At 41.3% G+C, this 20,124-nt stretch carries 21 protein-coding genes and 1 riboswitch; of the genes, 16 read left to right on the top strand and 5 right to left on the bottom strand.

Features of this window, described 5'->3' with window-relative positions:
* Positions 1–176: 176 nt before the first annotated feature.
* The 6 genes from ACZ5OK_RS07125 to ACZ5OK_RS07150 all read left to right on the top strand — a co-directional run bounded on the left by ACZ5OK_RS07125 (position 177) and on the right by ACZ5OK_RS07150 (position 3,229).
* Positions 177–935, top strand: coding sequence for a sporulation protein (locus ACZ5OK_RS07125; RefSeq protein ID WP_343840531.1), 759 nt, complete (start codon positions 177–179; stop codon positions 933–935).
* Positions 936–986: 51 nt separating this feature from the next.
* Complete coding sequence (locus ACZ5OK_RS07130; protein WP_343840533.1) at positions 987–1,472, top strand: glutathione peroxidase; 486 nt, start codon at positions 987–989, stop codon at positions 1,470–1,472.
* 25 nt (positions 1,473–1,497) lie between these two features.
* Positions 1,498–1,884 carry a hypothetical protein gene (locus ACZ5OK_RS07135; RefSeq protein ID WP_343840536.1) on the top strand — a complete coding sequence of 129 codons (387 nt, stop codon included), beginning with the start codon at positions 1,498–1,500 and terminating at the stop codon, positions 1,882–1,884.
* Positions 1,885–2,252: 368 nt separating this feature from the next.
* A complete protein-coding gene (locus ACZ5OK_RS07140) occupies positions 2,253–2,441 on the top strand; it encodes a hypothetical protein (protein WP_343840539.1) in 189 nt (62 codons plus the stop codon).
* Positions 2,442–2,485: 44 nt separating this feature from the next.
* Positions 2,486–3,004, top strand: coding sequence for a hypothetical protein (locus tag ACZ5OK_RS07145; RefSeq protein ID WP_343840542.1), 519 nt, complete (start codon positions 2,486–2,488; stop codon positions 3,002–3,004).
* 24 nt (positions 3,005–3,028) lie between these two features.
* On the top strand, positions 3,029–3,229 hold the full coding sequence (locus ACZ5OK_RS07150; protein WP_343840545.1) for a zinc ribbon domain-containing protein: 201 nt from the start codon (positions 3,029–3,031) through the stop codon (positions 3,227–3,229).
* An 87-nt stretch (positions 3,230–3,316) separates the two neighbouring features.
* On the opposite strand, the gene ACZ5OK_RS07155 is transcribed toward ACZ5OK_RS07150, so the two are convergent.
* Together ACZ5OK_RS07155 and ACZ5OK_RS07160 are read right to left on the bottom strand one after the other, a co-directional pair.
* Positions 3,317–3,715: a type II toxin-antitoxin system death-on-curing family toxin gene (locus tag ACZ5OK_RS07155; protein ID WP_343840547.1), complete on the bottom strand. Its 399-nt coding sequence runs from the start codon at positions 3,713–3,715 to the stop codon at positions 3,317–3,319.
* Complete coding sequence (locus ACZ5OK_RS07160) at positions 3,715–3,966, bottom strand: AbrB/MazE/SpoVT family DNA-binding domain-containing protein (RefSeq protein WP_343840549.1); 252 nt, start codon at positions 3,964–3,966, stop codon at positions 3,715–3,717. Before ACZ5OK_RS07160 ends, ACZ5OK_RS07155 begins: the two co-directional genes overlap by 1 nt.
* Before the next feature lie 148 nt (positions 3,967–4,114).
* Between ACZ5OK_RS07160 and ACZ5OK_RS07165 the strand changes: the two genes are divergently transcribed.
* On the top strand, positions 4,115–5,368 hold the full coding sequence (locus tag ACZ5OK_RS07165; RefSeq protein WP_343840552.1) for an aminopeptidase: 1,254 nt from the start codon (positions 4,115–4,117) through the stop codon (positions 5,366–5,368).
* A 250-nt stretch (positions 5,369–5,618) separates the two neighbouring features.
* Here the strand turns inward: ACZ5OK_RS07165 and ACZ5OK_RS07170 are convergent, their stop codons facing one another.
* Positions 5,619–6,041: a hypothetical protein gene (locus ACZ5OK_RS07170; RefSeq protein ID WP_343840555.1), complete on the bottom strand. Its 423-nt coding sequence runs from the start codon at positions 6,039–6,041 to the stop codon at positions 5,619–5,621.
* A 270-nt stretch (positions 6,042–6,311) separates the two neighbouring features.
* Between ACZ5OK_RS07170 and ACZ5OK_RS07175 the strand changes: the two genes are divergently transcribed.
* Complete coding sequence (locus ACZ5OK_RS07175) at positions 6,312–7,301, top strand: M20/M25/M40 family metallo-hydrolase (RefSeq protein ID WP_343840558.1); 990 nt, start codon at positions 6,312–6,314, stop codon at positions 7,299–7,301.
* A gap of 38 nt (positions 7,302–7,339) precedes the next feature.
* Here ACZ5OK_RS07175 and ACZ5OK_RS07180 read toward each other — a convergent pair whose 3' ends face one another.
* Positions 7,340–8,125: a yteA family sporulation protein gene (locus ACZ5OK_RS07180; protein ID WP_343840561.1), complete on the bottom strand. Its 786-nt coding sequence runs from the start codon at positions 8,123–8,125 to the stop codon at positions 7,340–7,342.
* A 250-nt stretch (positions 8,126–8,375) separates the two neighbouring features.
* Positions 8,376–8,489, top strand: a riboswitch (SAM riboswitch).
* 158 nt (positions 8,490–8,647) lie between these two features.
* Between ACZ5OK_RS07180 and ACZ5OK_RS07185 the strand changes: the two genes are divergently transcribed.
* The 4 genes from ACZ5OK_RS07185 to ACZ5OK_RS07200 all read left to right on the top strand — a co-directional run bounded on the left by ACZ5OK_RS07185 (position 8,648) and on the right by ACZ5OK_RS07200 (position 15,000).
* Positions 8,648–9,940, top strand: coding sequence for an O-acetylhomoserine aminocarboxypropyltransferase/cysteine synthase family protein (locus ACZ5OK_RS07185; protein WP_343840564.1), 1,293 nt, complete (start codon positions 8,648–8,650; stop codon positions 9,938–9,940).
* A 782-nt stretch (positions 9,941–10,722) separates the two neighbouring features.
* A complete protein-coding gene (locus ACZ5OK_RS07190; protein ID WP_343840567.1) occupies positions 10,723–12,228 on the top strand; it encodes a M23 family metallopeptidase in 1,506 nt (501 codons plus the stop codon).
* Between the two features lie 185 nt (positions 12,229–12,413).
* The gene (locus tag ACZ5OK_RS07195) at positions 12,414–13,445 is read left to right on the top strand and encodes a C40 family peptidase (RefSeq protein ID WP_464758635.1); all 1,032 of its coding nucleotides are present in this window, start codon (positions 12,414–12,416) and stop codon (positions 13,443–13,445) included.
* A gap of 130 nt (positions 13,446–13,575) precedes the next feature.
* Positions 13,576–15,000 (top strand): hypothetical protein, encoded by a 1,425-nt coding sequence (locus ACZ5OK_RS07200; protein WP_343840571.1) that lies wholly within the window; start codon positions 13,576–13,578, stop codon positions 14,998–15,000.
* Between the two features lie 152 nt (positions 15,001–15,152).
* Here the strand turns inward: ACZ5OK_RS07200 and ACZ5OK_RS07205 are convergent, their stop codons facing one another.
* Positions 15,153–15,683: a CotY/CotZ family spore coat protein gene (locus tag ACZ5OK_RS07205; RefSeq protein ID WP_343840574.1), complete on the bottom strand. Its 531-nt coding sequence runs from the start codon at positions 15,681–15,683 to the stop codon at positions 15,153–15,155.
* 216 nt (positions 15,684–15,899) lie between these two features.
* Here ACZ5OK_RS07205 and ACZ5OK_RS07210 point away from each other — a divergent pair, with 216 nt between their 5' ends.
* The 4 genes from ACZ5OK_RS07210 (at position 15,900) to ACZ5OK_RS07225 (ending at position 20,042) form a co-directional block, all read left to right on the top strand.
* The gene (locus ACZ5OK_RS07210; RefSeq protein ID WP_343840576.1) at positions 15,900–16,940 is read left to right on the top strand and encodes a DmpA family aminopeptidase; all 1,041 of its coding nucleotides are present in this window, start codon (positions 15,900–15,902) and stop codon (positions 16,938–16,940) included.
* Between the two features lie 72 nt (positions 16,941–17,012).
* On the top strand, positions 17,013–18,668 hold the full coding sequence (locus ACZ5OK_RS07215; protein ID WP_343841493.1) for a BCCT family transporter: 1,656 nt from the start codon (positions 17,013–17,015) through the stop codon (positions 18,666–18,668).
* A 251-nt stretch (positions 18,669–18,919) separates the two neighbouring features.
* Positions 18,920–19,495 carry a hypothetical protein gene (locus ACZ5OK_RS07220; RefSeq protein ID WP_343840578.1) on the top strand — a complete coding sequence of 192 codons (576 nt, stop codon included), beginning with the start codon at positions 18,920–18,922 and terminating at the stop codon, positions 19,493–19,495.
* Positions 19,496–19,550: 55 nt separating this feature from the next.
* Entirely contained in the window at positions 19,551–20,042 is a 492-nt protein-coding gene (locus ACZ5OK_RS07225; protein ID WP_343840581.1) for a GNAT family N-acetyltransferase, read from the top strand.
* Positions 20,043–20,124 lie beyond the last annotated feature (82 nt).

The raw sequence follows: 20,124 nt of genomic DNA on the forward strand, positions 1-20,124 counted from the left end.
CCTGTTCTGTAACCCTTGTTATTCACAGCAGGAAAACTCCTCAGATGACTCAGACCGTTAAAGCTTTAAAAATCGGGTAAAGGAAGTTTGCAGAAAGAGATCAAATAAGAACGATAGCCGAACGAAAACATTTTAAGAACATAAAACCAAATTTTTTGTTGTTTAGGGGGAAAAGTATGTTAAAAAAATGGCTGGCGAGTGTAGGAATTGGAAGCGCAAAGGTGGACACACTGCTTGATAATGACCATCTTACGGCAGGAGAGACTTTCTCGGGCAAGGTGGTTATTGAGGGAGGAAATACCGATCAGCAGGTGAACCAGATCCGTTTGTTTGTCATGACCGAGGCGGTTCAGGAAAAGGATGATCGGAAGGTTTATAAGGATGTCATTCTGGCCTCTTTTTCGATTGATCAGTCTTTTACAGTTAAAGAAGGTGAAAGAAAAGAGATTTCATTTGAGGATACACTGCCTGTACATACGCCGCCAACATTGGGCCGGACCAAGGTTTGGGTGCAGACAGGCCTTGATGTTCCGAATGCGATTGACCCCAATGACCGGGACTATATAACGGTGGAGCCTCATCCGTTTATGAGAACCGCACTGGATGCCTTAACCAATGAGCTCGGCTTCCATTTGCGTAAGGTTGAAATGGAATTCTCCAGACGTCATGAATATATTCAGGAGTTTGAGTTTTATCCAGGCGGTGAATTCCGCGGAGATCTCGATGAACTGGAAGCGATGTTCTTTATGGGCCCCAATCAGCTGGAGATTATTCTGCAGGTAGATCGACGTGCCAAAGGACTTGGAGGGCTGTTTGCTGAAGCACTGGATATGGATGAGAGCTTTGTGAGGGTGACCTTGACCGAAGCAGAAATTAATGAAGGAGTTCCTGCTGTTGCCGAAAAGTTCCGTCAGACGATTCGACAATTTCGCTAACAGCTGTTTTGTTCGTTAGGTTTCATGATGGAAAAAGGAGGTGCTGCATTCATGGCTGCAAATGTATACGACTTTACAGCTAATCTTTCAAATGGAGAGGAAGTTTCTCTGGATAAATATAAAGGGCATGTACTGCTGATTGTCAATACGGCAAGCAAATGCGGGTTTACACCACAGTTTGAAGGCCTGCAAAGCTTATATGAACGTTTTAAGGATAAAAAGTTCACGGTTCTTGGTTTTCCTTGTGCCCAGTTTGCCAATCAGGAATTTGCCGAGCAGGAGGACATTATGGAATTCTGTCAAATGAATTATGGTGTGGATTTTCCGATTTTTCAAAGGATTGATGTAAAAGGAGACCAGGCCCATCCGCTGTTTCAATTTCTTACGAGTGCAAAACGGGGATTTTTAACAGAGAATATTAAGTGGAATTTCACCAAATTTCTGATCAATCGTGATGGTGAGGTTGTTAAGCGTTATGCGCCCAGTACAAAGCCTGAAAAAATTGCAGAAGATATCGAAGTGGAACTGCAAAAGTAATCTGGAATGAAAAGGTGGTGTTTCCATGAGTAAGACATCAACCATCTCTGGTATCATTGCGCTGCTCCTCTTAACGATTTTAATCGTACTGGACTTCTTTCCGCAATGGGCGTTTGCTGAAGGCATGGGAGACACCATGTTTTGGATACTGCTGATTGCTATGGCCATCTCAATCGTCATATCAGGCCGCAATCAGAAAGGTCATCATTTTAAAGAATCGCTTTTTATTTTTATCTATCTTATCGCGCTTATTCTTTTATTAACTGCGCTGGGCGGCGATTCTGTACGGGGATTTTCACCCGACCAGACGGGGTTTTGGGTGATTATTTTTATTAAATCATTGAGGTCTATACTCAGTGGAAGAGAAAAAGCGCTCTTAAACATGCTGAGAAATAGGAACGCTCAGATATAGTTAACAGATACGGTTTTCGAGTACAACCTTCGAACTAAGATACCAAAATAGCAGACTAAATCGCATAAGGTTTGGTCTGTACTTAATGCTTGTTATCTCAATGTTTACAGGTTTTTAAAATAAAAATGAACATACGAAATCGCAACCCAAATAGTATAGTGAAGAAATATGTTGTCAATGTGCTATTTCCTTTGTGAATTTGGATGTTATTTGCATTTCAGAAAATGGTTTATTTTAATATAATCACAGAAATTGTGAAGATATGTACTTAAACTATCTGGCAGTATGGTTGAACAAATTTACCAAGAAGGGACTAATCTTTTTTCTGTTAAAATTAAGGTATGTACTATTGAAAAGGGTGTGATTTCGTGAAAAAACATAATAAAATGGGCAGAGTATTATTTTTTATTGGAACGTTTTTAAGTGCATTTGGTATAGCATTTGAAATTATTAAAGATGCACCAGAGCCTTTTTCCGCATTTTCAATGCCTTTAATTATAATTGGGGTAATTTTATTGATTGCTTCAAACTTTTATAAGGGAAGTAAAGATAAATAATTAAATCTAAATAAGGGTGCGATTGTTGAAGGGAGGGATAAAATGTGCCAAAAGGATTAAAAATTATGTTATTTTGGTCGCTTGTATTCCCCACAATAATTACTATTCTTCGCATCATAACAGATTATGTTTTAGGCAAGGAGATTGAATTGTTTTCATATACAGCTGTTTTCTTAGGTATAGGTGCTGGAGGGTTAATTTTTGTTGGACCGCTAATGTATTTTGTATCAAAATCCAAAGAGAAAAAAATTAACAGTCTTGCGGTGCTAGGGGAGGAGATACATTTGCCGAATAAACAGAGAAGTATAGGGTTAGTTTCCTTTATTAGTCTGATTATTGGTATTATTTCTAGTGTTATTTATATATTAACGGGAAATTCATTTATTAATGATAGCCTAACAATGTTATTTAGCTTTGTTTTCTTGATACTGTCTTTTGTTTTATCCTTGTTTAGTAAAAAAGACAAATTCGGAAGGATTTCATTATATATTTTTCCAGTGTTGTTGGTTATTTATTTACTATTCTTTGGGGTTATGTCTGTATTTTGGAAACAACCGGAGTGACTTCAAGATTGGAGAGATTAACAAATGGAAGAAAAAAAATGTCCTAAATGTAATAACAGTCAAATAGAGAAAGGGGTTATTAGAGCAGGAAATGGTGCCGTAGTTCATATGTTTCCCTATAATAATCTAAGAAGTCAATCATCACCAATATCCTCATATTACTGCTCGAACTGTGGGTATGTGTTAGGTTTATATGTTGAAAATCCTGAAAACCTTAAAAAATAAATATCTAAGCTAACGGGTGCGTATCTGTAATATTTTTTCGCATAATTAAGAACAAAAATCCATTCTCAAATTGAAGAGAGAATGGATCTATAGTTTTTCGGTATGGTTCTTGATTGTTGAAACCATTTCCCCAAACTTGTATCTATGATTTACAACATCAACTGTAAAGTTTTGTTCTTCTTCAATGCCCATCGTCCAACGAAGATAGTTTATTTTCAAAAAGACAATTAAGGAAGCAAGGGCTGTTCGCTTATTCGCATTGTGGAAGGCATGGTTCTTAGCTATCGATTCAAAAAGTGCGGCTGCTTTTTCATAAACAGTTGGATAAGCATCACTGCCAAACACGGATTGCTTCGGTCGATTAATAGCTGAATCAAGTAGGCTTGGATCTTTGACTCCTAAAGATTCACCTGGTGAGTATAGACGAATTTGTACGGTATTTATAGCAATCACTTGGTTTGTGGTAAGATAAATGACGTCATCCATTATCGGTTCACTAACCCTTTAAACGCTTTATCATGCTCATTAATGACATCATTTAATATATCCATGAATTCTGCATCAATGCCTTCAGGAAGTGTCATCTGCTCTTTTTTTCTTAAAACAATCTTTCCATCTTTAACTTCAACTTGAACATCATCACCGTGTGTTAATCCGACTTGTTTAAGTAACTCATTAGGAAGGGTGATTCCAAAACTATTTCCAACCTTTGTAACTTTTCTTTCAAATTGTTCCAAAAAATCACATCCTTATTATAATTGTTATAACGATTATAACATATAAAAAGGAGATAGAATAAACTGTTAGTATGTTAATATTGAGCAGTTTAAGTTGGTCAGGGTTCTGTAGTAAAATTATACAAGAACATCACAGGGGAGATATTAAATGATTAAAGGAATATATGAATGTATAAGTGAAGCACAGTTAAAAAAGTATGCAGAACTTGCTGTACGAGTTGGTGTAAATCTGCAAAGAAATCAATTATTGATTATTCATAGTGATATACAAAATGCTGCGTTCGCACGTCTAATCCAAACGGTAGCCTACGAGGCAGGAGCTTCAAATGTATTTATAGATTGGACAGATGAACAGTCTGCCAAAGAATTTTACTTAAATGCTGCAGATAGTGTCATCGATCACTTTCCTGATTGGCAGGCGGCCCGTTTTAAGGAGTGGGACGATGCAGGTGCTGCTTACATCCATATTGTTTCTGAAAACTTAGATGTCTTTAAGGAGGTTCCTACAGAAAGAATAAGTCGTTTCCAAAAAGCTTCTCGTACCAAATTGAGGGATTATTATGCAAAAATTAGATCCCACGAGGTACGCTGGTGTCTTCTGGCTGTCCCGAACGTTGTATGGGCAACGAAAGTATTTCCCAACCTAAGTAAAGAAAGCGCTTTACAATCATTATGGAAATTCATTTTAAAAGGATCACGGGCAGATGGGAAAAATCCTATAAAAGATTGGGAGAGTCACAATAGAGCCTTCGAGTCTCGAAAACAAATCCTAAACGAGAGCCAATTTGAAGCCCTGCATTTTAAAAATAGCAGTGGAACCGATTTATTAGTTGGTCTACCTAAAAATCATCTCTATATCGGTGGGGGTGTCATAGATAAAAATGGAGTATCTTTCTTTCCGAACATTCCTACGGAGGAAATATTTACAGCTCCCCATAAAAATAAGGTGAATGGCAAATTGGCAGGTACGAAACCCCTTATCTATGGGGGAAGTGTCATCGATGAATTTTATTTAATTTTTAAAGATGGACGGATTACCGACTATTATGCCGCAAAGGGACAAGAAGTGTTACAAAATCTCATTGAAACAGACGAAGGTTCATCATTTTTAGGTGAAATTGCCTTGGTTTCGAATAAATCTCCTCTTGCTCAGACAGATACTCTTTTTTACAATACCTTGTTTGATGAAAATACGTCCTGTCACATTGGAATCGGAAATGCATCGCCCTCCAATATACAAAATGGCATGGACCAATCTGAGGAAGAGTTGAAGGCAGCGGGTCTGAATACTTCACTTTTATCAGTCAATGTGACCTTTGGTAGCGATGATATGAAAGTAGTGGGCATTAAAGAAGGTGGAACGGAAGTCCTGTTAATGAAGGATGGGGCTTTCCAATTCTAAAAATCGTCTGCAATTTAAAACAGAGGAGACTGATTTCTGGTGGATTGTACCTAGTTCTAGTTATATTAAAAACAAACTGGGCAGCATTCCTGTAAAAAATAAAGATTATGGTTATGTTTATGAAAAAATGTACATAAAAAACAGGGGCTGAGTATCACAGAGTATATGCCAATATTTGAAAATGATAAATAAACGAAAGGGGAGGATTTAATTAAGGCATTAGTTGATAAACACCAATTTTAAAATGCAATCAAAAGGTGACATTTTCTGTCCGGGCCTCATGATAAAACCGATCCCAAAAGGGTTTTAATACCTGGGAAGAGGACGTATCCAGCCTGAACGTCTCCTCGTTAATTCGGACATGCTGATTTCCTGCAAATTCAACATCTGCAATCATTTTGCCTTCTTTATTAAAAAGCTGGACTTCCTGTTCAGGTGTGGAGGCTTTCGAGCTTATCTTTTTAAATTCAAGCTGTTCAAGTGCTTGTAAAAATTGCTGAATGATCTCTTTGTCCCTGGTTGTATATAACATTTCCTGATGCTCAGCCGAATATCCTGCAAGCTTTGATGGCTCTTCCGTCATGACTTCATTGATTGTCGGTGTTTTCCGATCGTGTATAAACAAAGTCATCACAATCATGAAAAGCAAAATCACAAATCCAAGTTTTTTCATCGTAAATCTCCCCATATTTTCCCTTTACTCTATTTGACGATGATCCCTTCTAGTTGGTTTCAGATTTTTTTGCTTATTTTGGATATTTGTTAGAAATTGACGAGATTTGTATCATTGTGCGAGAAATGGACCCATTGTTTTAGTCATTATGAAGGGTACATACAAACAGCGCTATGCCAATACTCCCAATTTTTTCAAATTTAAAGGAACAGATGCCTGATTTGCAGAAGTTAAATCATGAAAATACAAAAGGGGAAAGGGAGTGTATGAATGAAAAGGATGAAGTTATCAGCCCTTTGGATGATGATGATGATGCTGGTGGCGACACCTGTGTTCGTCTCAGCGGAGGCTCAATCAAATGGAAAATCGGATCAGGCCTTCGATAACAAAATTGTTAAACGGATAAAAGTCGATAACATCTATGAGCATATTTCCTATCTGTCCGAAGAAATTGGCTCACGACCTGCTGGATCAGAAGGAGAACAGCAAACGGTTGACTACCTTGTGGATCAATTGAAAAGCTATGGATATGAGGGTGTTAAGGTAGAGGAGTTTACCGCTACAACCTGGTATGGGGAGGACATTACCTCATACAATGTGGAAGCTGTTAAGGAGCCGAAGAAAAATCACTATATGGGTCAGCAAATTGTGATCGGTGCCCACCATGATTCTGTTCCTAATGGCCCGGGAGCCAATGATGATGCTTCAGGTACAGGGGCATTGCTTGAGTTAGCCAGAGTTTTTGCCAATACTCCAACCGATACAACAATCAAATTTGTCGCATTTGGAGCAGAGGAAAATGGGCTGCTCGGCTCGCAGGAGTATGTAGAAGCCATGTCTGAAGAGGAGATTTCCAATACAGTTGCGATGTTCCAGCTGGATATGGTAGGCAGTGCAGACGCCGGGGATCTTGTGATGTTTACGGCTGATGGTGAACAGAACGTCGTTACCGATTTAGGTGCCGCTGCCGGATCCAGAGTCAGTGAAACCGTACCGTATAGTGAATTAGGGCGCAGTGATCATGTCGCCTTCCATGAGGCAGGAATTCCGGCTGCATTATTCATCCACACACCGCTTGAGCCGTGGTACCATACGGACGAAGATCTTATTCAGTACATCAGTAAGGAAAAATTGAAGGATGTAGGAAATATTGTCGGCGCAGCGGTTTATCAAATTGCACGGAAGGATACACCGGCACTTGAACGGGCCAATGTTGCACCTGAGCCTGTTGAGTATGATTATGAACCGCCGCAGTTGTAAACAGAGAACAGCACCGCAGCCTCTGCGGTGCTGTTTTGTCATTTATCATCTGAATGATTTCTCTTTTCTTCTTTGGCCACTTCCTCCGTATAAGGATCGATTTCATAAGGCTTTAAATCCCCGAATACACTCATGGTATCTTCTTCATCCAGGTTTTCCTCATATTCTTCATGCCTTGGGCTGGGATAGACAGTGACGTTTCGGCCTTCGATATCATTTCCGGCGAAGTTTTCATAATCCTCTACATAACCGACACGATCATCGGATTCAATGTAGGTTTCATTATAATGGTCGGGAGATACGGCAAAATCTGAAGGAGAATTGGAGGTTCCCCACTGTGCAACCTCCTGCCAGGAGTCTTCTGCATCAAACGCCTCGGTGTCTGTATCATCATATTCAAACTTCCCAAATGGGGGCAGAAGCACGCCTTCCTCCACAGGACGCTGTGTGGAAGAAACCTGATCAGGGGAGTGTTCCACACAATAGGTGGTGGTCGGGAGGGCTTCCAGGCGCTCCAGCGGGATTTCCTTTCCACATACCTGGCAGGTTCCATATGTGCCTTCATCGATAGCCTTTAACGCATGTTCAATATTTTTTAATTCATCCTCAGCATGGTCATTCAGGGCAATATCTTTTTCACGTTCATATAATGCCGACCCTTCATCAGCAGGATGATTGTCATAGCTGGACAATTCTCCCATGGATTGATGATAATGGCCATTTTCTATATCAAAATGATCATTTTCTTTTAACCGCTTTTCAATATCCTCTTTGGCCTTCTGCAGCTGTGAACGGAAGGTGGACATTTGCTCATTTGTCAGCATGATCATAACTCCTTCCTGAAACAATCTTATATGACTATTGTCTGTTGAATTTAAGGAAAAAATAAAGGTAAATCTAAGAGGAACTACTAAATGATGGAATGAAAAATTTTTATAAAAAATTCAGAAAAACAATTGACAGAAGATTTATTCTTCTCTATACTCTTTATTAACATTTCATTTCGCACAGGCGAAGGAAATTAAAAAAGTGAGACGAATCATCAAGCGTTTCGCCGGAAGAACAATAAAAGATCTCTTATCCAGAGTGGCGGAGGGAAAGGCCCTGTGAAGCCCGGCAACCTTCAAGTGACGACTTGAAAAGGTGCTAAGTCCTGCAGATCTGACAAACGGATCTGAAAGATAAGAGGAGGAATTGGAACTTACAACCCTCTTCTTATTGAAGAGGGTTTTTCATTTTCCCTCTTATCCCTTATTTGAGCACTTTAACGCTCTGGACATTCAAATCATGCGTTAAAACGGAGTAAGGAAGAGATTTTTTACAAAAACTATTAAAGGAGTGGTAAAATGAGTCAGGAAAAATTTGGATTGGAAACATTACATTTACATGGAGGTCAGGAGCCGGATCCAACAACAGGTTCCCGCGCAGTTCCGATTTATCAAACGACCTCATACGCATTTCGTGATACAGAACATGCCCAGAACTTATTTGGTCTTAAAGAAGAAGGAAATATTTATTCCCGAATTATGAACCCAACCGTTGATGTTTTTGAAAAACGAATCGCGCTTTTAGAGGGTGGAACCAATGCGGTTGGATTATCATCAGGGATGGCAGCTATTTCCTTATCCATTTTTAATCTTGCCAGAGCTGGAGATGAAATTGTTGCTGCCACGGACCTATATGGGGGAACCTATAACCTGTTTAACCATACCTTGCCGAAATACGGAATCAATGTAAAATTTGTGGACCCTAAAGATCCGGAAAACTTCAGAGAGGCCATTACAGACAAAACCAAAGCCGTATTTGCTGAGACAATCGGAAATCCAAGTCTTCATATTTTAGACATTGAAGCAGTAGCCGCTATTGCTCATGAAAACGGAATTCCATTACTTATTGATAACACATTTGCCACTCCTTATTCCTGCCGGCCTATTGAATACGGAGCAGATGTCGTTATTCATTCCGCTACAAAATGGATTGGGGGCCACGGAACGGTCATTGCCGGAGTTGTTGTAGATGGCGGAAGCTTTGACTGGAACAATGACAAATTCCCTGATTTTACAGAGCCTGATCCAAGCTATCATAATCTCGTATTTTCAGAGCTCGGGGAAGCAGCCTTTGGTACGAAGCTTCGTGTACAGCTTCTTCGTGACTTTGGACCATGCTTAAGTCCGCAAAGTGCATTCCAATTGCTGCAAGGTTTGGAAACCCTGCATCTCCGTGTTCCTAAACATAATGAAAATGCTCTGGAAATCGCGAAATTCCTGGAAAACCATGAGAACATAGAGTGGGTGGCTCACCCGGGGCTGAGCAGTCATCCTTCCCATGCACTGGCAGAAAAATATTTTGATCAGGGAGCAGGATCGATTGTCGTCTTTGGAATTAAAGGGGACCGTGAGGATGGACGTAAAGTTGTTGACAATGTCCAGCTATTTTCACACCTGGCAAATGTGGGCGATGCAAAATCCTTAATCATTCATCCAGCCTCAACGACACATCAGCAGCTAAATGAAGAAGAGTTAAAGCAGGCAGGCGTGACAGAGGAATTTATCCGTCTTTCCGTCGGCTTAGAGTCAACAAAAGACCTCATTCATGATTTAGATCAGGCCATCAAAGCAGCCGTCAAAGAGCCAGTATAATTTATCAAAGAAAAAATGACATTTATCAGTCAAACGTAAGTAGGGTGACTCCGGAATCAGGAGTCACCCATTTTTTATGCAAACAAATAAAAATTCAGGTTTTTTGTCATGCTGTTGGAAAATATAAAATATCCGACTTTTAGATCATAAGTCATGTGAGGCCACGTCCGGCTCCAGCGCCCAGCGACTAGCGTGACTTCCTTCACCTCCGTCCGATAAGTCAACATCGACTCACGCTGTTCGTCGTGTTTCCTTTTCCGCGTGTTAACTGGCTGTAAGTCCCCCTGTAGAAATAAAGGGGGGGTCAACAGCCAGTAAACACCCGATTTGTTCAACTAACAATCAGTGGGGATGAACCCCACTGATTAGAGTTTCACTTTATCTCCTACGGCTCAGTCCAGTCCGTACGTCGCTAATAGAAAAGCGGAGGCGACCGTTTAGGCCCGACGGCATAAGCAGAATATTCGGAATGGCCGTATTTTGGCCATGGAGGAGATTCTGCTTATGACCGCTTGGGCCTGGGAGCCGTAGCTGGACAAACGGGCGCTTCCGCCTTTGTCATGGGTAGAACAGTTTTCAACATTATTTTTCTAAATTATGACAGGTATTATACAAGTATGTTACATTCTGCCTATTTCTATTTATTTATGTTAATGTTTTTGGTAGAGTAGTAGAGTGAAAAAAATTAACGATATAACGAACCCTTTTCAGTGATGCTTCCGTGTCACTGGAAATGGACAACATTAATATAAATAGAGAGAACGGATTGGGAGGAACGAGAAGTGCTTGAACAAAATAAGCGCCAAACATCCATAAAGAATAAACAGAAGGCAAGGCTTCCAAAAGTTGTACTGACCACCTGTCTAAGTCTGGGTATTACGTTAGGTTCCGGTTCCATACAAGCTGTCGAATCAGATGAGGAGCTGCCTCGTGTTTACCACGTTTATATGGATGGTGAACATGTAGGTACGGTCGGCAGCAAAAAAGTCATCGAGTCCTTTTTGGATGAAAAAGTTACGGCCGAAGAGGAAAAACGAGGGGATGTTCAATTAGCTGTAAGCCAGGATATTGAATACATACCTGAGGTTACTTTCCAGCCTGTATTTGATAATCAGCGTGTTATGAATCAGCTGAAGGATGAAATCAGCTATAGTCTGGCAGCTGTTCAGCTTAAGGTTGGTGGAGAATTAGTCGGTTATTTTAAGGATGAAAAAGTTGCCAAGAAAGTTCTGGCTAAATATATGGAAAAATACCTGCCTGAAAAGGTGGTTAAGCAAACCATTCAGGATATTGTGAATGAATCAGAAAATACGGAAAAAACTTCTGAATCTGACGAAGATGAAAAGAAAGCGTCAGATGATAAGAAGATTAAAACAGAGGATTCTACTATACTAGACGTTTCTTTTTCAAAAAAGGTTTCACTTTCCGACGAAAAAGTGGATCCCAATGAAATTTTATCCGTCGAACAGGGAATAAAATTACTGGAAAAAGGAACACTCGGCCAAAAGCTTCACGAAGTAAAACAGGGAGAGGCTCTAAGCACGATTGCCTCCAAGCATGATTTAAGTGTAAGTGAACTATTATCCCTGAACCCTGATTTAGAGGAAAACTCCATTATTCAAATCGGGGATAAAGTCAATGTTACCGGTTATGAGCCTTTTTTAAATGTTGAAACAACCGAGGAAAAAACGGTTAAAGAAACGATCGATTATGAAACAGAATATAAACAGACGGATGATTTATTTAAAGGTCAGACCCGTGTTCAGCAGCAGGGGCAGGAAGGAACCAAAAAGATTCATTACCGCTTAAAGAAAAAGAATGGACAGGTTGTTGATCGTGAAGTGATGGACAGCGAAGTGATTAAAGAACCTGTGAAGAAAATTGTACTGGAAGGGACAAAAGTGATTCCGTCCAGGGGTACAGGCGACTTCAGATGGCCGGCAGCTGGTGGTTATGTTTCCAGCGGTATGGGCCAAAGATGGGGAAGCTTCCATAAAGGAATGGACATTGCCCGCCCAAGTAACCGGTCCATCTATGCGGCCGATAATGGTGTGGTCGTATCAGCAGGTTATGATGGCGGCTATGGAAACCGCATTGTGATCAACCATAAAAACGGATATCGTACCACTTACAGTCACTTATCTTCTATTCGGGTAAATGTGGGACAAACCGTACAAAAAGGTCAAGTGATTGGAATAATGGGATCGACAGGAAATTCCACAGGTGTCCATTTACACTTTGAGGTTTATAAAAACGGTGCCTTGAAAAACCCTGCTAATTTCTTTTAATACCTATGTTCAGCAAAAACGATAATAAAAATCCTGATAGGCAGCCACTCTCTATAAGAGGGTGGCTGTTTTTTATACTTTTAAAGTTACCCACCTTAAGAATAAAAACCTTGCAGCAATCCATGATAAAACTATAGAAATAAAGGAGGATGATGATGGGTAAACAATCACTTTTCAAGAAGCTTATGCTAATTGGGCTCATTTTTGTTATGATGGTCAGTTCAACACTTCCGGCCCATGCTCAAGTACAAAACGTTCCGACAGCAGGAGTGGCCATTAACGGAAAGGTCGTTGACGGGATCAATCCCATTAAAATCGATGGGACGTATTACTTACCCTTTGTAAGAATAGCCAAGATCCTGGGTTATAATCATATTAAATTTGAGAAGAGAACGAAAACCTACGAGATTACAGATGGTTCGACGACGATTCGGACAACCATGGGTGGAACGAAGGCGAAGAAGGGGAATGAGTATGTAAACATTAAGCCCCCGAGATGGATCCATGATACCGCATATATTTCGCTGCATGCGGCTGGTGCTTTATTTAATTCCTACATTCGCTTTAAAAAGGAAAATGGCTCTATCCAAATTCAGAAGCCTGCACAAAAATACGTTGTCCATTCCGGTGATACATTATGGAATATTTCCCGTATCCACCACACGAGCGTGCAAAAGCTGAAGTCACTGAATAACCTGAAAACAAATCTTATTGTCGATGGACAGGTCTTAAAATTACCTGCAGGCGACGACAGTGCAAAGGAAATGGAACCGATTCGTGAACGGGAGCCTGTTGAAAATAATAATAAGCTGACAGCCACCAAGCAAAGGGATAATATTATTCGTGAAGCCAAAAAATATCTTGGGGCAGGCTACAAATTTGGGGCAACATTAGCGGAAGCTCCTAAATTGTTTGATTGCTCTTCCTATACCCAGCTGGTCTTCAAAAATAACGGAATTCAGCTCCCAAGAGTCTCAAGAGATCAGGCGAAAAAAGGAAGATCCATCACCAAAAGTCAGCTAAAAACAGGAGATCTAATGTTTTTCACCACGAATGACTTATATTCAGACGGAAGAGTAGGGCATGTCGGCATTTATATGGGAAATGGAGACATGATTCATGCTTCTACCTCCAAAGGGGTAACCATTACGAAAAATGTTTTAAGTAACAGCTACTGGAAACGAAATTATTTGTTTTCCAAAAGAGTGATTGAATAAACAAAGCAATAGAAATGAACTCTTGATTTGAGGGTTTACCATCCGGCAGTCACCGTTCTGGGCTGATGTGCATAGGGTATTAGCACAAAATCACCCTGAGCGGTGAATGGATAAAGGATGGTGAACACTCATGGAGTTGGAATTCAGCCATTTTCTATACGGACTTTTCACAATACTGATTATTGTTACGATGGCCTTTCGAAAAGGTGTCGTTTTACCTACATTGCTGGGAACCTTTCTTGTCGCCTGGGCATTTAAAGGCAGTGTTATCAGTGGATTTACGGCGATATTTAATGCGAATTTAGTGGCGGCAAAGGAACTGTTTAATATTTTCCTCATCATTACCTTCATGGTTGCTCTGTTGCATGCCTTGAAGGACCTCGGAGCCGACCGGCGAATGATTGAACCGATTCAGAAATTCATGACCAATGCACATGTGGCCTTTTTTGTTCTGATCGGGGTTACTTATGTCATTTCGTTATTTTTCTGGCCAACACCAGCTGTCCCATTGATTTGTGCATTGCTTGTTCCTGCGGCTGTGCGATCGGGTCTGCCTGTTATGGTGGCAGCCGTTGCTATTGCTTTAGCGGGTCAGGGCATGGCGCTGTCCTCGGACTATATTATACAGGTCGCACCGGAATTATCTGCAAAAGCAGCAGGTGTGGAAACCGGCTTACTTGCAGACCGGGCACTGGTCCTTTCCCTTATAACCGGGATCATAGCTGTCGCTCTTGTTTATTTTTGGCATCGAAAATCGTTTCGGACCAAACACGATCCTGTCAATGAAAAAGAAATTCAGGCGATGCAGGGGCTTGAAGAAAGTCATCGCACATCAAAATCAAATAGCATTACTGCCTGGAGTAAAGTTTTTGCGGTATTGGTTCCATTATCGATGCTCGCGGTTATGATCACAATGATTTCCTCCAAGCTAACGTCCGGCCGGATGGGAAGCTTTGAAGGAGGAGACGGAGCTGCCTTTATTGGTGGCGTGGCTGTCATTCTGCTGCTGCTTGCATCGGTTGCGTTTGGAAAGCATAAGGCGCTGGATTATATTGGTGAGCATATCACAGAAGGTTTCGTGTTTGCCTTTAAGGCGATGGGACCGGTGATCCCCATTGCAGGCTTCTTCTTCTTAGGAAGCTCGGATTTTTCCGGCAGCATTTTATCGTTGGGCGATCAGTCTGCACCGGCCTTCCTGTTTGATATTGTTAAGGCATCACAGGATATTCTGCCTCAGAGCACCATTCTGGCCGGTTTAAGTATATTAGTTATTGGTATTATTACCGGTTTGGATGGTTCCGGATTTTCAGGATTACCCCTCACCGGTTCCTTATCTGGAGCATTAGCCACAACAGGGGCAGATCCGGCAACACTCGCAGCCATTGGGCAAATGGGCTCGATTTGGACCGGTGGCGGAACAATTATCGCCTGGTCTTCGTTAATCGCAATTGCCGGTTTTTGCGGAATTTCGGTTATGGATCTTGTCCGGAAAAATTTCGCGCCTGTTATTCTCGGCTTAACACTGTCAACGATCATCGCCCTGTTGATCTGGTAACGATTCAGCTTTAACGAACACAGGAACAGTCCCATTAGTGTGGCTGAAATGGGGGTGTTCCTTTGCCATTATTAAGGGTCTTTGGTTGTGTTTTATTTACCAAAAAATGGGACCTGGAATCCCAGGCCCCGTGCTTATTTTCGAACATGATTTTATAGTAGTGAAACGGCAGGCAGGCAAGTGATTGCGCAGAAGCAGTCTAAGTCAACAGTGATGCAGATTCCGGTACGTTCTAAATCGTTCACATTTAATCCATTCAGCTGGTCGCAAGGGTCTTCATCACATTTTGCTCCATGCTGATCTCCAGCCTGATCCGGGTCTCCGTCACAGGTCAGCAATTCCAGAACAGCGCAGCAATCGTCACCTACTTCATTTACACGGAATACAAAGCTTTCAATGCAATCAAAAAGTGCATTTATGCCAGCACCTTGAATGTCAGCTCCAAATCCTTTAAACGGTTTTAAATCTTTTCCATATAGAATAAAAGGTACAGTGTCAAGATTATTTCGGCTTACAGGGGATACAAGGCTGTTAATGGATCTTTCACAGCTAACATCACATAGTTCATCCGTTACATCATCCTGGGCATCTGCAATGGCACGAACAACATCGCACACGCAGTTATCATCAGTAAATTCGCCAGCTACTCGATTATCGTCTTTAAATTTTTTACCGCAACCCATCGATTGGAACACTCCTTTTTTTCTGATTTTTAAATTCTACACTAACAACGTATGAGATTTTCGTGGATAGGTATAGTCGAATATCCCAGGTCTGAGAGGAAAAGTATAAAAATAGGTGAATGTGCCAATGCAGGATTCCTTGTGATAGATATCTTTCATAGATAGGAGAGAAGCAGACCGTCATCTGCTATAATAGACCAAAAAGGGGGATTATTCATGCGAAAGCGAGTTCGGGAGCTGGATGTAAAGATAGGGACCCTTCACCCTGGAGAGCGAAATATGATTTCTGATGTTCCGGGTGTAATGGTGGGCCATGTGACCAAGTGTGAGGATCTGGACAATGAGACCTGCATCAGGACAGGCGTGACAGCCGTATTGCCTCATCAGGGGAATTTGTTTCAGGAAAAAGTACCAGCTGCATCGTTTGTCTTGAACGGTTTCGGGAAAACTGCCGGCCTTGTGCAGGTGGAGGAGCTGGGAACCATCGAATCTCCCATTATGCTTACCAATACGTTTCAGGTGGGAACCGTGTGGCAGGGGACCCTTTCCTATATGCTGGGGCAGAATCCGGATGTAGGGGATACAACAGGTTCACTGAACGTGGTTGTCGGGGAATGCAATGATATGTACTTAAACGATGCAAGAGTTCAACGTCTGACAAATAACGATGCCGTCCAAGCCATTGAGGCTGCAGAAACCGACATTGAAGAGGGCGCGGTCGGAGCAGGAACAGGGATGATGTGCTACCAGTATAAAGGAGGGGTTGGGACTTCATCCAGAAAAGTAAAGGATGGATATACCATTGGCGCGCTTGTGGTCAGTAATTTCGGAAAAAGGGAGGAATTAGAAGCGGCAAGGTATCAAAAAGCGGAGATGGATGAATCCGGCATTCCTGATGGTTCGATTATGATGATTGTGGCGACGAATGCCCCCGTTTCCGATCGTCAGCTAAAACGTATCGCCAGGCGGGCACCGATCGGACTGGCCCGTACCGGAAGCCGGGTACACCATGGAAGTGGAGATGTTGTGATTGCTTTTTCCAATGCCTATACCATTCCACATAATGATCAGGGAGACTATTTGGAAAAGCAGATGCTGATCAGGGATGATTCGCAGGTGATGAATGAGCTTTTTCAAGGGGTGGAGGAAGCAACAGAAGAGGCCATTTTAAACTCTTTAACCAAAGCTCAAACCATGGAGGGCAGAAAGGGAAGAGTTGCCGAGGGGATTCCTTATTCTCTGTTCCAACGCCAATAAAGTTTGACTCCATCGAGATACATATGAAAAAGGACATTATCATTCTTCTTTTGGATAAACTACGGAGTGTGGATGCAATCATACTTAACTCCAGAAGGAAAGGATGATTATGTGAACAGAAATCGTCTGATTGATTGGCCGACTTTTATTGGAGCATTGCTTCTTCTTTTGCTGGTTACTGTTCCGTTAATGATATGGCCTGAAAAAGGCGAGGATATTGTACTGAAAGCCAATGAATATATTACAACCAACTTTGGTGTTCTGTACTTATTGGTCGGTTTAGGGATCTTCTTTTTCCTGCTGGTGGTAGCCTTCAGCAAAAATGGCTGGGTAAAACTGGGGGAAAAAGAAGAAAAACCGGAATTTGGGAACTTTTCCTGGGCAGCCATGCTGTTTTGTGCAGGAATTGGCTCAAGTATTTTATATTGGGGAACGATTGAATGGGCGTATTACCTGCAGGGCCCACCCTTTGGAATTGAAGCCGGATCACAAGACGCCATTCGCTGGGCAGCCACCTATGGAATTTTCCATTGGGGACCGATCGCCTGGGCCATCTATACGCTGCCGGCACTGCCTATGGCTTATTTTTATTATGTACGGAAGAAGCCGGTGTTAAAGGTTAGTGAGGCTTGCCGCCCTCTCATCGGTCGGGCCGCAGATGGAATGATTGGTACAGTTATTGATGTTCTTTTTATGTTCGGACTGTTAGGTGGGGCTGGCACAACCCTTGCCCTTGGAACGCCAATGATTGCACAGGGAATTCATGTACTGACTGGTCTTGAGATTAATATGATTCTTCAAACCGCTATACTCTTAATCTGTACGACCATTTTTGCAATCAGTTCTTATACGGGCTTAAGAAAAGGGATCAAATACTTGAGTGATGTCAATTTATGGCTGGCGATCTTTTTGCTGGCTTTTACGTTGTTGTTTGGTCCAACGCTATTTATCCTGGAAACTACAACAAATAGTATAGGTTTGCTCTTAGATAATTTTTTCCATATGAGCACCTGGACAGAGCCTTTTCAGAATATAGGAGAATTTGAACAAACGGGTTTCCCGGAAGCCTGGACGGTTTTCTATTGGGCATGGTGGCTTGTGTATGCTCCGTTTGTAGGGCTTTTTGTAGCTAAAATTTCCCGGGGACGAACCGTAAGACAAATGGTACTGGGAACGATGATTTATGGAACCCTCGGCAGTGTTTTGTTCTTTGGGATCATGGGAAACTTTGGTTTGTACATGCAGCTAACCGGTGAATTTGATGTGCTACAGGTTTTAAACAACCAGGGAGCACCTGCTGCTATCATCAGTATCGTAAATCAGTTACCTATGGCAGGCTTCATGATTTTTATTTTCACCGTTCTGGCTATTATTTTCTTAGCGACGACGTTTGACTCCAGTTCGTACATTCTCGCTTCTGTTGTACAGACAGAGGTTGACGATGAGCCTATTCGCTGGAATCGTATGTTTTGGGCCTTTGGATTATCCTTTATGCCGTTAATTCTGATGTACCTGGGTGGATTATCTACACTGCAAACCGCAAGTATTGTCGGCGGCTTTCCACTGCTTATTATTTTGACGATGCTGGGCTGGTCGTTTATGAAAGCGTCGAATGGTGACATTAAAGCATCAGAAAATTACAAACCGAAAACCATTAACCTGGATCCGAAAAAGATCAGGGACCGGTTGAGGAGAAGGAAAAAGAGAGAGAAGAAGAAGGATGAGTAGGGTATTTCGGCAGGGGATACTGACTGCAGCAAACGCTAAATCATAAGAGTTTGCAGGATATGCCCGGGTTCAATCCGGGCATTTTTTATTTATTTTGATTATTGATATGAAGGACATATTCCTTGAGTCGCTGGAATGTTATGTCTTTCATCTGCGCCTATCGCGCCGTTCCCCTTTTCTACTTTTCAGAAAACTAGTAAAATAGTAGAGGATATCTCAAAAGACTACATACCACAGAAGGGGAATATGAGATGAACAAAGCCAAACTGATTGTATCACTAACAGCCGTTGTTATCTTTTTCGCTGCGTTTCAGGTGAATACGAAAGGGTACTTACTATTTGCTCCCCCATTAATCGAACAGGAAGTCATTGATCAGCGCTTTGAACTTCAGAAATACCAAATGGGAAATATTGAGGAGATGAATGTGAGTAAAAAAGAAATAAAAACGAGTATTATTGACAGCATCCTGGCCCAAAAAGCATTGGCGGAAAAAGCAAAAGAAGAAAATTTGGAAGTTCATGAAAAAGAGCTTGAGAAGCGGATGGAGCGGGCAATGGAGCAAGCCAGGGAATATAAGGATGAAAAATATGGAATTGGAGATTACCTTGAGACGAAAGATCTGACTATTGAAGAATATTTTAATCAGCATGTAAAGGAGCAAATAAGGGCTCAGCTGTTAGTGGATAAACTGCATGAAAAATGGATGGAGGAGACAGAAGATACTGGTGCATTCAGCGGCATAGAAAAGAAGAGACGGGAAATTATTGAAAGCTTTGAGCAGGAACATCAGGAGGAAATTCAGGAAATTAAAGAAGAGAATTTGTAGAAGAAAATACAATTTAAATAAAAATATATTCGATAGGTCGAAAGGAGTGTGATTAATGTCAGCCAATAGTAATATTTCTGTTACTCTCGATTTTTACAAAGAAGAGTATAAGTCTAAATTAGGTGACTATCACTTATCCGAAGAGCAAAGCACATATGCCCCCGTACCTTTTGAAGCACTTTTAAAATGTGAAGAAGACCGTACAAGATACCCTATTGTAATCCTGTATAATGGGGTGCCAGCAGGCTTTTTTGTTCTACATGGTTGGGAAGGAGTAAAGGCTTATAGCACGAACAAAGATGCAATTTTATTAAGGGGATATTCGGTTAATTCAATGTTTCAAGGTAAAGGGATTGCTAAAGGATCACTGATAGTATTAGACTCTTTTGTGAAAAGAGAATTCCCAAGTAAAAACGAGATTATATTAGCAGCTAATCATAAAAATAAAATTGCACAACACGTATATAAAAGTAGTGGCTTTGTAGATAAGGGTGTAAGAGTTATGGGACGAAAAGGAGAGTTATTTATTTTACATAAAGATCTTTAATACATATTTCAACAAACGGGGGCGAATGCTGTACAAGGGTATTCGCTCTTATCTGTTTAAGGCAGAACAGTGGAATAACATG

This window comes from Salinibacillus aidingensis (assembly GCF_055393355.1).

Excerpts from the sequence above, each read along its gene's own strand:
- ACZ5OK_RS07125 (WP_343840531.1), top strand. The coding sequence starts at position 177 with ATGTTAAAAAAATGGCTGGCGAGTGTAGGAATTGGAAGCGCAAAGGTG.
- ACZ5OK_RS07130 (WP_343840533.1), top strand. The coding sequence starts at position 987 with ATGGCTGCAAATGTATACGACTTTACAGCTAATCTTTCAAATGGAGAG.
- ACZ5OK_RS07135 (WP_343840536.1), top strand. The coding sequence starts at position 1,498 with ATGAGTAAGACATCAACCATCTCTGGTATCATTGCGCTGCTCCTCTTA.
- ACZ5OK_RS07150 (WP_343840545.1), top strand. The coding sequence starts at position 3,029 with ATGGAAGAAAAAAAATGTCCTAAATGTAATAACAGTCAAATAGAGAAA.
- ACZ5OK_RS07155 (WP_343840547.1), bottom strand. The coding sequence starts at position 3,715 with ATGGATGACGTCATTTATCTTACCACAAACCAAGTGATTGCTATAAAT.
- ACZ5OK_RS07165 (WP_343840552.1), top strand. The coding sequence starts at position 4,115 with ATGATTAAAGGAATATATGAATGTATAAGTGAAGCACAGTTAAAAAAG.
- ACZ5OK_RS07170 (WP_343840555.1), bottom strand. The coding sequence starts at position 6,041 with ATGAAAAAACTTGGATTTGTGATTTTGCTTTTCATGATTGTGATGACT.
- ACZ5OK_RS07175 (WP_343840558.1), top strand. The coding sequence starts at position 6,312 with ATGAAAAGGATGAAGTTATCAGCCCTTTGGATGATGATGATGATGCTG.
- ACZ5OK_RS07180 (WP_343840561.1), bottom strand. The coding sequence starts at position 8,125 with ATGCTGACAAATGAGCAAATGTCCACCTTCCGTTCACAGCTGCAGAAG.
- ACZ5OK_RS07185 (WP_343840564.1), top strand. The coding sequence starts at position 8,648 with ATGAGTCAGGAAAAATTTGGATTGGAAACATTACATTTACATGGAGGT.
- ACZ5OK_RS07195 (WP_464758635.1), top strand. The coding sequence starts at position 12,414 with ATGCTAATTGGGCTCATTTTTGTTATGATGGTCAGTTCAACACTTCCG.
- ACZ5OK_RS07200 (WP_343840571.1), top strand. The coding sequence starts at position 13,576 with ATGGAGTTGGAATTCAGCCATTTTCTATACGGACTTTTCACAATACTG.
- ACZ5OK_RS07205 (WP_343840574.1), bottom strand. The coding sequence starts at position 15,683 with ATGGGTTGCGGTAAAAAATTTAAAGACGATAATCGAGTAGCTGGCGAA.
- ACZ5OK_RS07210 (WP_343840576.1), top strand. The coding sequence starts at position 15,900 with ATGCGAAAGCGAGTTCGGGAGCTGGATGTAAAGATAGGGACCCTTCAC.
- ACZ5OK_RS07215 (WP_343841493.1), top strand. The coding sequence starts at position 17,013 with ATGCAATCATACTTAACTCCAGAAGGAAAGGATGATTATGTGAACAGA.
- ACZ5OK_RS07220 (WP_343840578.1), top strand. The coding sequence starts at position 18,920 with ATGAACAAAGCCAAACTGATTGTATCACTAACAGCCGTTGTTATCTTT.
- ACZ5OK_RS07225 (WP_343840581.1), top strand. The coding sequence starts at position 19,551 with ATGTCAGCCAATAGTAATATTTCTGTTACTCTCGATTTTTACAAAGAA.